Raw genomic sequence first — 13,297 nt, 5'->3', positions numbered from 1 at the left:
AACAACATTAACCACTGAAAAATAAATAACAATGTATAAAAATAAAAATCCCTACGATCATTGCTGACCGTAGAGACGAGGAGCGGTTGAAGCTCCGAGGAACACAAATGTGTCCTCTAAGTTAAGACATCTTAGTCTTCGCGTAGCAGATCGTTCAGGCTAGTTTTAGCACGAGTTTTCGCATCTACTTTTTTCACGATTACAGCTGCATATAAGCTGTATTTACCGCATTTAGATGGCAGGCTGCCTGAAACCACCACAGAACCAGCAGGTACGCGGCCATAATGGATTTCGCCAGTTTCACGGTCATAAATCTTGGTAGATTGACCAATGAATACGCCCATTGAAATGACAGAACCTTCTTCAACGATTACGCCTTCAACGATTTCAGAACGTGCACCGATGAAACAGTTGTCTTCAATAATAGTTGGGTTAGCTTGAAGCGGTTCAAGAACACCACCGATCCCTACACCACCAGACAAGTGAACATTTTTACCGATTTGAGCACATGAACCTACAGTTGCCCAAGTATCGACCATCGTACCTTCATCTACATAAGCACCGATGTTCACATAAGAAGGCATCAGTACCACGTTTTTCGCCTGGAAAGAACCTTTACGTGCTACCGCCGGAGGAACAACACGTACGCCAGCAGCTTTAAACTGCTCGTCAGTCCAGTCAGAGAATTTAGTATCTACTTTGTCGTAGAAGCGAAGATCACAAGCTTCCATTGGTTTGTTATCGTTTAATTTAAATGATAACAATACCGCTTTCTTAATCCATTGATGAACAACCCATTCACCTTCGATTTTTTCAGCAACACGTAAAGTACCATTGTCCAGGCCAGCAATTACTTCCTCAACTGCTTGACGGATTTCAGCAGGACAGTCTGCTGCTGTGAAATTCGCACGGTCTTCAAACGCTTGTTCAATGATTGTTGAAAGCTGAGACATGATCTTCCTTCCAGAAAAAAATTTCCGATATTTTACACTATATTGCTCTAAAAAGATGGAAAACTAGGAAGGGTGCTGAATTAAATTCGCAAGTAAAGTGATTAGTATCCTTTTCGTATTTTAGATATGTACAAACATTGTTTAAAAAAGGCTTATCATTCAACAAGAAAAATTAATATGTATCAAAAAATAACAAAAGCTCAGCAAAACACGAATAAAAAATATTCATTGGCTCCTTTATATTGAGCTCATCACAAATAACTAATGATGAAAAAAAAAGTTCTTTTGAGGAGAGAAATAATGAAAGCTTTATATAAACTTTTAGCAGTATCCGTTCTAGCTGCCACAGCTGGATCTGTCATGGCTGCTGATGAAACAATCGTAACAGATGAAGGCGTAGCTGAATTCTCTTTCTTTAAACCTGCAGCTGTTCGTGCTGAAGTCGGTACTACCGGTTACGGTGGCGCGATCTCTTGGAATGCTAACCCTTATGTAGGTGTTACTCTAGGTTATAATGGTGGTGATATTTCATGGTCAGATGATTTATCAATCAACGGTAATAAATATGACCTAGATATGGACAATAATCTGACTTATTTGAACGCTGAAATTCGTCCTTGGGCGAACTGGTTCTATATGGCAGCAGGTGTGGCTTATATCGATAATGATTATGGTCTAGAACGTCGTCCGGGTACTAATGCGTCATTTACTGTAGATGGTTCACGTTTTAATGCAGGCACAACAGATGTTCGTATTAATGGTGATTTATCTTACAAAAACAATATCGCACCTTATGTAGGACTTGGTTTCTCTCCAGCAATCACTAACCGTTGGGGTGTATTTGGTGAAATCGGTGCATACTACAATGGTAATCCTACTGTAAGTTTAGATGCTAATACAGCAGCTTTAGGTTTGGTTGGTGATGATGGCCGTACTTTAGCAGAAGCATTAGCTGAAGAACGTCGTGAAATTCGTGAAGATAATAAATACGAATGGCTTCCAGTAGCAAAACTGGGTGTAAGCTTCCGCTTCTAAATCATAGCTGCTTAACCAAATAAAAAACGAGCTTCGGCTCGTTTTTTTATTTATTAAAAGCTATTGAAAATGATAGCCCAACTTTATACCGACCACCCAAACATCGTTATCATCTACTGCGGATAAGCCCACGAACTGGGGTATAGCAGCGTTTGTATCTGTTTTAGGCTTCTGGAATTTTAAATAATACAGTCCTGTAGCAATATCCCAGTGTTTTTGAAAATTCTTAAAATAGCCCACACCCACTCCCCAAGAACCATCACTCGGATTCAAGGTAGAAGCTGGATTTACCGTACCTGAGTCCCATAAGATTTCGAAAGAATTAATCATAGAGGAAGGCCATTGATGTGCGATTCCAAGTTTGGCTGACCATTGATCCTCCTGATAATCGATCATCTTGATATCTTTCACTTCAGGAAACTCCAAAGCGGCATAATCAATCACTGTACCGAATTTCGGCGGTTGAATGACAAAATCTTGCCAATTTACCCAGCGTAAACTCGCGTAAAAAATATTCTGAGAGGGAAGTCCGGTCTGAATATCTAAATTAATAGACTGCGGTGTTTGTACTTTCGTAAAGTTTGACGTAGGTATACCGACTGCAATTGATTCTGTGGTTTGCAGTTGATGATTTATGGCTGAACGATAAGTCAGCGAACTTCTAAAGAAATACTCAGGAGTTTGATAGCTCATTCCAGCGAGCCACCCCCAGTCAGCATTTTGTTCAAGCTGAACGTGATAACCATTAAAGACAGAAAAAGATTCACCTACCAAACTTAAATTACCTTCTAAGGTCTGATAACTCAGTCCTGCATAGAGATTCCAGTTTGGATCAGGCTGATATCCAAGAATGGAAGTCAGATTATGACTATCAAACTCAATATCGGCTGCTTCAATCTCTGTAGGCTTACCTGCAAAAATTGGACTATATTGATATGCAACATCGACATGGAAGGGCTGATCGTAAATAAGACCCCAAGAGATCTGTGGATGAGGTTGTAATTTTAATGCAGCATTCGCAACCAGCTGATTATTCGCAAGCTGACCCGTAGAAAAATCTTGAATACCTAATTGTTCTAATATTTCGGTATGCTGTACTTGACCGCTAACATTAGGATTCGTCCAGGCAAATGAGACTTCGGCATAATGATCCTTTTTAAAAAAGGACTGGATGGTTTGATTGGATTGTTCAAAAGCGGCAGCAAAACTTGTCCCGGAAAAAATCAGTCCAGATCCCAAGAGGGAAAATTTGTAGCTCATCATTAATATAATTTATTTATTGAATTATACTGTGATTATGCTTGATTTTTATTGAAATAATCTACCGTTAAAATTAAAAAAAGAGGCGATAGGCCTCTTCAATTTAGAAAGTACAATCCATATTATTCATCTGGATAAGCCACTTTTTTCAGTACCTTAATATCTGCATCTGGTGAGCATAAAGAAATAAACTCATAACCATAACCACGTAATAAATGGCCTTTACGTACGGCAATCCAGGTAGTATTTACTCCGAAAATATCGGTTTTAATCTGTTTCAGACGATAGTCGCGTTCTGGATCATAAGCCAGATCATTGACAATACCGACACCCATGTTGAGTTCGACATAAGTTTTAATCACATCGGCATCGAGAGCTGACATTACGATATCCACATCTACACCGGCTTCTTCAAAGGCTGAGTCGATTTTAGAACGGCCTGTGAAACCACCATGATAAGTAATAATCGGATAGCCAGCGAGGTCTTCAATACGAACCTGTTCTTTGCTATTTAGCGGGTGATTTTGCGGCGTAATAATACTGTGCTGCCAGTTATAATAAGGCACACTCGCCAGATTTTCTTCAGTCGTTAAGGCTTCAGTCGCAATCCCGATATCTGCTTCACCCTGAAGTAGCATTTCAGTAATTTCCATTGGACTGGCTTGTTGCAAAATCAGATGAACTTTCGGAAATTCTTTTTTGAACTGATTCACGATCGGCGGTAATACATAACGTGCTTGGGTATGCGTCGTTGCAATCGTTAATGTACCTTCATCGACCTTGTTAAAGTCATCTGCAAGACGTTTGATATTGTCTGCATCAACCAGCATACGCTCTACAATGCCAAGAAGTGCCTGGCCTGGTTCAGTTAATCCTAATAAGCGTTTACCTTTACGGATAAATAGCTGTACACCAAGCTCATCTTCCAAGTCTTTAATATGCTTACTGACACCTGACTGCGAAGTGTAAAGCGCGGCAGAAGCTTCAGTTAAATTAAAATTCTGTCTAACAGTTTCTCGAATAATTCTTAATTGTTGGAAATTCATAATTCTTTACCCTATAAGAGGATGGGGCATTTTAAAGCCCCATCTTGCAGTCTTACGCGACCTGGTTTTCAAATAAATGCAGATTTAATGCACTCAACCAAACAGTTTGATCCGGACGGAATTGATGAGCGCGGGCTTCTTCTGGTGTCAGTGAAATTTCAATCAGATTGCCTTGGCGGTCATTCAATTCTGCAACGACTTTTCCTGCAATCCAGAGTTCACGAATAAACGTGGCCTGAATCGCATTCTCTTGTGGTTGGGCATGAATACGCAGTTCATCCGGGCGAGCGAAGACAATGACATTACCCTGAGTTGCCTGTTTGGCGGCATCGAACTGGATACGGTCTTCACCTAGCTGAAGTATGCCGCCATTATTCTGGCCTTCGAAGCGGTTGGCTTGTCCCAGGAAGTCAAACACGAATGGTGTTTTTGGTGTTTCATACACTTCACGTGGTGAACCGATCTGTTCCACATTGCCTTTGTTCATCACTACGATCTGATCAGCAACTTCTAAGGCTTCTTCCTGATCGTGAGTTACGAAAATTGAAGTAATGTGCAGTTCATCATGCAGGGTACGTAACCAGCGGCGCAGTTCTTTACGGACTTTGGCATCTAGTGCACCGAACGGTTCATCTAGTAACAGTACACGCGGTTCAACGGCTAGTGCACGTGCTAGTGCAATACGCTGACGCTGACCACCAGACAATTGAGCCGGATAACGGTCTGCCAGGAAGCCCAATTGAACCAGGTCTAACAAACGAGTCACGCGCTTTTTGATTTCTGCTTCCGATGGACGGGTTGAACGTGGACGGACACGTAGACCAAAAGCCACGTTATCGAATACGGTCATATGACGGAACAGGGCATAGTGCTGGAATACAAAACCCACTTCACGTTCACGAACGTGAACATTGGTTGCATCCTGACCTTCCAGAATCACCTGACCACCGTCAGCAGATTCCAGACCCGCAATGATACGTAGTAGAGTCGTTTTACCGCAGCCTGAAGGGCCGAGCAGGGCAACCAGCTGACCATCCGGGAAATCCAGTGAAATGTTTTTCAGTGCATGGAATGCACCAAAGTGTTTTTCAATATTTTTAACTTGAATACTCATGTGGGCATTCCTTAAGAAACTGTTGAATCATCATTACGTTTGTCTTGTTTTTCCTGGCGCAGTTCAACCCAGGTTTTCAGAACCAGAGTCACAATTGCGAGGAGAGCCAGGAGCGATGACACGGCAAACGCAGCACTAAAGGTATATTCGTTATATAGAATTTCGACGTGTAGCGGCAAAGTATTGGTTTCACCACGGATATGGCCAGAAACCACTGATACTGCACCGAACTCACCCATGGCGCGGGCATTACACAGAATTACGCCGTAAATCAGACCCCATTTGATATTTGGCAGGGTCACTTTCCAGAAGGTTTGCCAGCCAGATGCACCGAGTACAATCGCAGCTTCTTCTTCTTCAGTACCTTGCGCTTCCATTAAAGGGATCAGCTCACGTGCTACAAAAGGCACGGTAATAAATACAGTTGCTAAAACAATCGCAGGAACGGCGTAAAGGATCTTGATGTCATTATCCATCAACCAGCCACCCATCCAGCCTTGAGTACCGAAAATCAGTACCAGCATCAAACCTGCAATAACAGGTGATACCGAGAAAGGCATATCGATAATGGTGGTCAAAATTGATTTACCCGGGAAGTTAAACTTCGCCACTGACCAGGCTGCAGCTACGCCGAATACTACATTCATCGGTACCGCGATCACAGCCGTTAGCAAGGTCAGTTTGACCGCAGATAAAGTATCTGGATGAACAAGGGCTTGCGTATATACGCCAACGCCTTGTTTAAACGCTTCAACAAAGACCAGAACTAAAGGCAGAATCAGGCAGCTTAAAAAAAAGATCAGTGCAATCGCAATCAGGGTATAACGTACCCAGGTCGGCTCACGAGTCGCATCGCGGGATTGTAATTTTTCAGCCAGCGCATTGCTGTTGGTATTTAAACTCATCGTGCAGTTCTCCCGGTACGACGGCTCGCCCAAGCTTGCAATAAGTTAATCAGGAAGAGCATTCCAAAGGAAATGAGCAGCATCACTACAGCAATTGTGGTCGCACCGGCATAGTCATATTCTTCCAGACGGGAAATGATCATTAAGGGTGCAATTTCAGTTTCAAAGGGCTGATTACCGGCAATGAAAATGACCGAGCCATATTCACCGACACCACGTGCAAAGGCCAATGCAAAACCTGTGATCAGTGCTGGCAGCAGAATTGGGAAAATGACTTTGGTGACGATCTGGAAACGGTTTGCACCAAGTGCAGATGCCGCTTCTTCCAGTTCGGTTTCTAAATCAGAGAGAACCGGCTGTACCGTACGGACCACAAAAGGAATACCGATAAAGATCAAAGCCAAGGTAATACCGATCGGGGTATAAGCTACCTTGATACCGATTGGATCTAAATACTGACCAATCCAGCCAGTCGGTGCATATAAAGAAGTCAGAGCAATACCGGCAACTGCGGTTGGCAGGGCAAAAGGCAGATCGACCAGTGCATCGACAATACGTTTGCCCGGAAAGCTATAACGCACCAGACACCATGCCAGTAACAGGCCAAAAACTACATTAATCAAAGCAGCAATAATGGCTGAACTAAAGCTTAGCTGTAATGATTTCAAGATACGTTCAGAGCTCAGAATTTCCCATAAGCCTTCCCAGCCAATGCCGAGTGATTTAATAAAAACGGCAGATAGCGGGATCAGAACGATTAATGACAAATACGCTAGGGTAAAGCCTAGAGAAAGACCAAATCCTGGCAGCACTCGGGATCGCTGCGACATGATTACTCCTCAAAAGAGAGAATGCTGGTTAAAGTTAACCAGCGAAAATTAGAAAATAGAATCGGCACAAGCATAATTTGCAGGGACTAAAATGCAAATTTAAAATAATACTTGCTCTCATCAACTTTGCTGATATGGTGCATAGCCTTTTCTGAAATTAAATATTGTTCAATTTCAGGGAAAGGACCAAAACCGGAAGCAACATTGACATGACCTACAGCTCCCAGATTAATCGGTTTGATCTTCCAGGCTTTCGCCAGAACCTGAGCATCTTCAAAACTTAGCCATGGATCATTTTCACTGATCAACAAAGTCGTTGGAGCCTGAATCTTGAGCTGCTGAAAATAGGCGCTGTAATCTGTCTGGCTATCACGGGCAAAACCATTTTCCCCAAAACGTGCCGGATTGGCAGGTGCAACCAGAACCAGATTTTTGACTTTAGTATTCAGTTCAGGATGCTGGGCCAGTGCTGCCACGCTGGTCAAACAGCCAAAGCTATGTGCCACAATTTGTACATCATCTGGAATGGCTTGCAGAGTTTTAACAAATTCTGCGACCCATACATCCAGTACCGGATGATTCCAGTCTTTTTGCTGCACACGGGAGCAACGCATGAGCCGGTGTTGCAGGCAGGTTTGCCAGTGATTGTATTCACTGCCACCTACACCGGGAACAATAAGCGTATGAGTCATGTCGATGCTCCTGTATGAAATCAGCTTAAATTATTTTTTTGCGTTGTTAGCTTTAACGATCTGGTCAAAAACACCACCATTTTCAAAGTGGGCTTTCTGTACTTTATCCCAGCCACCAAACTCCTGATCAATAGTTACCAGTTTTAATGGCTTAAAGACTTGGTTGTATTTCGCCAGCACTTTTTCATTACGTGGGCGATAGAAGTTACGTGCTGAGATTTCCTGACCCAGTGGTGAATACAAGAAGTTCAGATAACCTTGAGCCAGGTATTTGTTGCCTTTTTTATTAGCATTCTTTTCAACAATCGCCACGGGTGGCTCAGCCAGAATTGATAGGGAAGGAGTCACAATTTCAAACTTGCCCGGTTGTTCACGAAGGGCTAAATGTGCTTCATTTTCCCAAGCCAGTAGTACGTCACCGATGCCACGTTCAGCAAAAGTGGTGGTTGAACCACGCGCACCTGAATCAAGTACTTTGGTTTGTTTATAGATTTTACGAACAAATTCTTGTGCAGTTTTGTCGTTACCACCCGGTAAGTGTTTGGCATATGCCCAAGCTGCTAAATAGTTCCAGCGTGCACCGCCTGAAGTTTTAGGATTTGGTGTGATAATCGCTACACCTGGTTTTACCAGATCACCCCAATCCTTGATACCCTTTGGATTGCCTTTACGTACCAGGAATACGATGGTAGAAGTATATGGTGTCGAGTTTTGTGGTAATTTTTTCTGCCAGTCTGAAGGTAACAGTTTGGCTTTTTCGACCAGTACATCAATGTCAGCGGCTAATGCCAAAGTTACGACATCGGCATCCAAACCATCAATCACGGCACGTGCCTGTTTACCTGAACCACCATGTGACTGTTTGAAGTTGATGCTTTGGCCAGTACGGCTTTTCCAGTATTTACCAAATTCTTTGTTGACGTCTTCATAGAGTTCACGCGTCGGATCATAAGAGACATTCAGAAAGTCGCGTGCTGCAGCAGAAAATGAAGTTGCTGAAATAACAGCCGCCAGAACCCCTAGTTTTAGTTTTGTTGAAATGCTCATGTGAACCTCAAACTCTTACACGTTTTGTAACATGAGTGCAGAATAAACCTATTCTTTATGCATAAAAAATAATTAAAAATGAATTTTATATGAAAATATAAGATAAGTGGTTTGGTAAGTCTCTGATATGACAATGGCCTTATTCAATAAGGCCATTGTTTGAATTCTTTCTTATCAAGATTTTGAACTATTGGCTTTTACAATCTGGTCAAAGATACCGCCATTGGCAAAGTGTTTTTTCTGTACCTTGTCCCAGCCACCAAACTCTTTATCAATGGTCACCAGCTTCAGCGATTTAAAGACATTACTGTATTGTTTTAATACTGCCGCATTACGTGGGCGATAGAAATTCTTTGCAGCAACCGTTTGACCCGCAGGTGAGTACAGGTAGTTCAAATAAGCTTTAGCCAGATTTTCATTACCGTCCTTTTTAGCATTCTTTTCAACGATTGCTACTGGTGGTTCAGCCAGAATCGACAAAGAAGGGGTAATGATTTCGAACTTGCCTGGCTGTTCACGAATGGCTAAATGTGCTTCATTTTCCCAAGCCAGCAATACATCACCGATCCCACGTTCAGCAAAAGTGGTGGTTGAACCACGTGCACCTGAGTCGAGTACTTTAGTTTGCTTGTAGATCTGGCGAACAAATTCTTGAGCTTTAGTATCATTACCGCTTGGTTGGTGTTTCGCCCAAGTCCACGCTGCCAAATAGTTCCAGCGCGCGCCACCAGAAGTTTTTGGGTTTGGTGTAATGATTTCTACGCCCGGTTTCACCAAATCGCCCCAGTCTTTAATGCCTTTAGGATTACCTTTTTTCACCAGGAAAACGATGGTTGAGGTATAAGGTGTCGAGTTTTGTGGGAATTTTTTCTGCCAGTCTTTTGGTAGCAGGCCGCGTGCTGCAATCTCATCGATATCTGCAGCTAGAGCCAAAGTCACGACGTCCGCATTCAGACCATCAATGACAGCACGTGCCTGTTTGCCTGAACCGCCATGTGACTGTTTAAAGTTCACATCTTGGCCAGTAGATTTTTTCCAGTAAGCACTGAATTCTTTATTAAAGTTATCGTACAATTCGCGAGTTGGGTCATAAGACACGTTCAGGAAGTCTTTTGCAGATACGCTAAAAGCGGTTGCCGAAATCAGTGCTGCCAATACCCCAATTTTTAATTTACGGATGTTCATATTTGCCTCAAATGTTTCTTTGTTTTGTTGGATGGGGCAAGAATAGCTGGAGATTTTTTGCATAAAAAATAATTAAAAACGAATTTTATGTGAGTAAAACAGATATATAGGCAGAGCTTATATTTCATCGCTCTATCCGTCACCAGAGAGGCCTTAAAAGCATGCTGTATTTAAAAAATGCTCAACCCGTCAAAGATATAGATGTGCTGGATCGTGCCTTTCATTATGGAGATGGCTGCTTTACTACCGCGCGCATCCGTCGAAACCGGATCGAGTTAGCAGACCGTCATCTAGCCCGTTTAAGAATGAGCCAGCAAAAATTAAGTTTGCAGGCTAATCTGGACCTGATTGAAAAAAGTTTGCAAGCGTTACTGAAATCAGAAGCTGAATTGAACGGAACCTTAAAGATTGTACTGAGTCGTGGTATAGGACAGCGTGGTTATAGCCTGCCAGACCATCCGGCAGATCTTTGGGTGTTCTATTATCCGAAAACTGTACAGGACTTCAGTTATGAGCATATTCAGGCGGGTGTATTGCAACAGGCCATTGGCCTCAGTATGCCGAATCTGGTGGGGCTGAAAACCTTAAACCGTCTGGAACAGGTTTTGCTTAAACAGGAAGCGGATCAGCATGGCTGGCCGGAAGCACTGGTCACGGATGTGCAAGGTACAATTGTTGAAGGGGTGAGCAGTAATTGCTTCATTCGTATAAACAATACATGGATTACACCAGAACTTCGTTATAATGGCGTCTTCGGTGTAATGCGTGCAGAAATTTTGCAACGTATGCAGGATCAGGGCATTATCTGTCAGCAGCGTGATGTGGAAATGGATGAAATTCCTCATATCGACAGCCTGTTTTTCTGCAATGCGCTCAGTCCGATGAAAATTGCCACTCAATTTGAGCAGCGTGCTTTAAATGTAGATGCTTGTATTGAACTTTTTAACCGTCTTCGATTGAATCAGATGCCTTATTAATATGTCAGCTTCCAAGTCTAAAACCAAAAAGAAAAATAATGCCAAACGCCCTGGTTTCATGAAAGGGATAGTTCTATTTCTAATCGGGATACTCCTGGTTCTAGGGTTGATCCTGAAAGCTAGCCTATGGAAAGATTATCCTGTAGAAGGTCAAAAACAGTTACTGGCAATTAGTAACGGTGAAACCTATTCTGGATTTATTGATCGGCTCGCCAAAGAAAATCATGTCAGCTTTCCGATTATTTTAAAACTGTATCAGCGCATCATGATTCATGACACCATGAAGGCGGGTGTCTATGAAATTCCTCAAGGTATGAGCATCCGTGCAGTACTGGACATGATTTCCAATGCAGAAAATGCTCAGATGAACCGGATCTTGGTCATCGAAGGCACGACTTTTAAACAGCTGATTGATGCCTTAAAGAAAGATGATCTGGTGACTAAAGAAGTGGTGAATTTGCCAACCGATCAATTGCTCAAAGAACTCAATATTCCATTTAATCATCCTGAAGGTCTGTTCGCTCCAGATACCTATTTCTTTGCCAAAGGCGAAACGGATCGCAAGATTCTGACTGATCTTTATCAGCGCCAGATGAAGTCTCTGGATCAGGCTTGGGAAAAACGTGCTTCAGATCTGCCATATCAGAATAAATATGAAGCGCTGATCATGGCATCGATCATTGAAAAAGAAACCAGTCTGGATAGCGAGTTACAACAGGTATCTGGTGTATTTGTGCGCCGTTTGAAAATCGGCATGCGCCTACAGACAGATCCAACCGTAATTTATGGTATGGGTGAGAATTACAAAGGGAATATCACCCGTCAGGATCTACGCAATCCAACACCTTATAACACCTATACCATGGCTGGCTTGCCACCGACACCGATTGCCTTGCCAAGCAAGAAAGCCATTGAAGCAGCGATGCATCCGGACAATTCACAAAATATTTATTTTGTTGCAACGGGTAATGGTGGGCATAAATTCAGCAGTAGTCTGCAAGACCACAATAGAGCAGTGCAAGAATATCTCTCTGTTTTACGTTCAAAAAATAAGGAATGAGCATGTTTATCAGCTTTGAAGGCACTGAGGGTGTAGGGAAAACCACACTCATTCGTCGTATCTATGATGATTTTATTGCTCAAGGTAAAGAGGTCGTGTTGACCCGCGAGCCGGGTGGCACACCAATGGCAGAACAGATTCGTTCGCTGTTATTGGCCGTAAACCACGAAGAAGCGATGTGCCATGATACAGAGTTATTGTTGATGTATGCGGCACGTGCCCAGCATCTGGCACAAGTGATTTTACCCGCTTTAAATGCTGGAAAAATTGTCTTATGTGATCGCTTTAGTGATGCCAGTTTTGCCTATCAATGTGCAGGACGTGGACTCAGTGAAGACAAGCTGAATCTGTTAAATCAAAATTTTGTGGAACGTATGCCGGATATTACGTTCTGGCTGGATGCACCGATTGAACTGGGTATGAATCGCGCTCGTGCCCGAGGTGCTCTGGATCGGTTTGAGCAAGAGAAAGTTACTTTCTTTGAGAAAGTTCGCGCCGGGTATGCCACGCTATGCCAGCGTCATCCAAAGCGGATTAAACGTCTGGATGCGACTCAAACACCGGATCAGGTGTTTGAACAGGCGCTGTCTTATTTAAAATAATTTTATTCTAAAGACATTTTTGGCATACTTTTCTCTAGTTATTTCAAGGAAGAATCTTCTATATTGGAATAAATCAGGAAGATAAAACATGATGAAAAGTACAAGAGAAGAAATCATCCAGTTTTTACAGCAGGAATTTCCGCAGAGCCTGGAAAAGTGCCAAATCGAGGCTGTAGTGCCTCAGGGCGCAACCGTGCTGTATCGCGTGAGTGAGCAGGAATTACGTCCCGGCGGCACAGTGTCTGGACCCACCATGATGACCTTGGCTGATCTGGCTTTATATATCGCGATCCTTGGTGAGATTGGACTGGTTGGTCTGGCAGTGACCACGAACTTGAATATTAATTTTCTGCGTAAGCCTTCAGGCGGAGTCGATCTGCGAGGGGAAAGTAAATTGATGAAAGTGGGGAAGGCACTCATTGTGGGAGAAGTCTGGATTTATTCGATTGATCAGGAAGAGCCGGTTGCCCATGTGACAGCGACCTATTCGGTTCCACCACGTAAAGAACACGTGCATTCCTTAAAATGCTGATTAACTCATACAAATCATATGCTTTATTTAAATCCTGATTATTCTAAAAACTTAAAAAA

General features: G+C 42.8%; 14 protein-coding genes. 5 read left to right on the top strand and 9 right to left on the bottom strand.

Features of this window, described 5'->3' with window-relative positions; translation table 11 throughout:
- Positions 1 to 131: 131 nt before the first annotated feature.
- A complete protein-coding gene (gene dapD / locus AC4MBN_RS09800; protein ID WP_004784553.1) occupies positions 132 to 953 on the bottom strand; it encodes a 2,3,4,5-tetrahydropyridine-2,6-dicarboxylate N-succinyltransferase in 822 nt (273 codons plus the stop codon).
- Between the two features lie 300 nt (positions 954 to 1,253).
- Between dapD and carO the strand changes: the two genes are divergently transcribed.
- Positions 1,254 to 1,988: an ornithine uptake porin CarO gene (gene carO, locus AC4MBN_RS09795; protein ID WP_491880185.1), complete on the top strand. Its 735-nt coding sequence runs from the start codon at positions 1,254 to 1,256 to the stop codon at positions 1,986 to 1,988.
- A gap of 60 nt (positions 1,989 to 2,048) precedes the next feature.
- Here the strand turns inward: carO and AC4MBN_RS09790 are convergent, their stop codons facing one another.
- The 8 genes from AC4MBN_RS09790 to AC4MBN_RS09755 all read right to left on the bottom strand — a co-directional run bounded on the left by AC4MBN_RS09790 (position 2,049) and on the right by AC4MBN_RS09755 (position 10,067).
- Positions 2,049 to 3,251, bottom strand: a complete 1,203-nt coding sequence (locus tag AC4MBN_RS09790; RefSeq protein ID WP_491880184.1) for an outer membrane protein transport protein — start codon at positions 3,249 to 3,251, stop codon at positions 2,049 to 2,051.
- 119 nt (positions 3,252 to 3,370) lie between these two features.
- A complete protein-coding gene (locus tag AC4MBN_RS09785) occupies positions 3,371 to 4,294 on the bottom strand; it encodes a CysB family HTH-type transcriptional regulator (protein ID WP_419365375.1) in 924 nt (307 codons plus the stop codon).
- A gap of 52 nt (positions 4,295 to 4,346) precedes the next feature.
- Positions 4,347 to 5,408 (bottom strand): sulfate/molybdate ABC transporter ATP-binding protein, encoded by a 1,062-nt coding sequence (locus AC4MBN_RS09780; RefSeq protein WP_491880183.1) that lies wholly within the window; start codon positions 5,406 to 5,408, stop codon positions 4,347 to 4,349.
- Between the two features lie 11 nt (positions 5,409 to 5,419).
- The gene (gene cysW, locus AC4MBN_RS09775) at positions 5,420 to 6,313 is read right to left on the bottom strand and encodes a sulfate ABC transporter permease subunit CysW (protein ID WP_419365374.1); all 894 of its coding nucleotides are present in this window, start codon (positions 6,311 to 6,313) and stop codon (positions 5,420 to 5,422) included.
- Positions 6,310 to 7,143, bottom strand: a complete 834-nt coding sequence (gene cysT / locus AC4MBN_RS09770) for a sulfate ABC transporter permease subunit CysT (RefSeq protein ID WP_491880182.1) — start codon at positions 7,141 to 7,143, stop codon at positions 6,310 to 6,312. Before cysT ends, cysW begins: the two co-directional genes overlap by 4 nt.
- Before the next feature lie 86 nt (positions 7,144 to 7,229).
- Positions 7,230 to 7,835: an RBBP9/YdeN family alpha/beta hydrolase gene (locus AC4MBN_RS09765; protein WP_340835989.1), complete on the bottom strand. Its 606-nt coding sequence runs from the start codon at positions 7,833 to 7,835 to the stop codon at positions 7,230 to 7,232.
- Positions 7,836 to 7,865: 30 nt separating this feature from the next.
- Positions 7,866 to 8,882, bottom strand: a complete 1,017-nt coding sequence (locus AC4MBN_RS09760) for a sulfate ABC transporter substrate-binding protein (protein ID WP_491880181.1) — start codon at positions 8,880 to 8,882, stop codon at positions 7,866 to 7,868.
- 174 nt (positions 8,883 to 9,056) lie between these two features.
- The gene (locus AC4MBN_RS09755) at positions 9,057 to 10,067 is read right to left on the bottom strand and encodes a sulfate ABC transporter substrate-binding protein (RefSeq protein WP_491880180.1); all 1,011 of its coding nucleotides are present in this window, start codon (positions 10,065 to 10,067) and stop codon (positions 9,057 to 9,059) included.
- 161 nt (positions 10,068 to 10,228) lie between these two features.
- On the opposite strand from AC4MBN_RS09755, the gene pabC reads away from it, so the two are divergent.
- The 4 genes from pabC to AC4MBN_RS09735 all read left to right on the top strand — a co-directional run bounded on the left by pabC (position 10,229) and on the right by AC4MBN_RS09735 (position 13,238).
- Positions 10,229 to 11,044 (top strand): aminodeoxychorismate lyase, encoded by an 816-nt coding sequence (pabC, locus tag AC4MBN_RS09750; RefSeq protein WP_419365371.1) that lies wholly within the window; start codon positions 10,229 to 10,231, stop codon positions 11,042 to 11,044.
- A 1-nt stretch (position 11,045) separates the two neighbouring features.
- The gene (gene mltG, locus AC4MBN_RS09745; protein WP_180139341.1) at positions 11,046 to 12,104 is read left to right on the top strand and encodes an endolytic transglycosylase MltG; all 1,059 of its coding nucleotides are present in this window, start codon (positions 11,046 to 11,048) and stop codon (positions 12,102 to 12,104) included.
- A gap of 2 nt (positions 12,105 to 12,106) precedes the next feature.
- Positions 12,107 to 12,706: a dTMP kinase gene (gene tmk / locus AC4MBN_RS09740; RefSeq protein ID WP_491880179.1), complete on the top strand. Its 600-nt coding sequence runs from the start codon at positions 12,107 to 12,109 to the stop codon at positions 12,704 to 12,706.
- A 91-nt stretch (positions 12,707 to 12,797) separates the two neighbouring features.
- On the top strand, positions 12,798 to 13,238 hold the full coding sequence (locus tag AC4MBN_RS09735) for a PaaI family thioesterase (protein ID WP_171505604.1): 441 nt from the start codon (positions 12,798 to 12,800) through the stop codon (positions 13,236 to 13,238).
- The last annotated feature ends 59 nt before the right edge of the window (positions 13,239 to 13,297 follow it).

This window comes from Acinetobacter sp. CAU_H_60, assembly GCF_058599385.1.
This window is presented reverse-complemented; position numbering and strand designations above follow the sequence as displayed.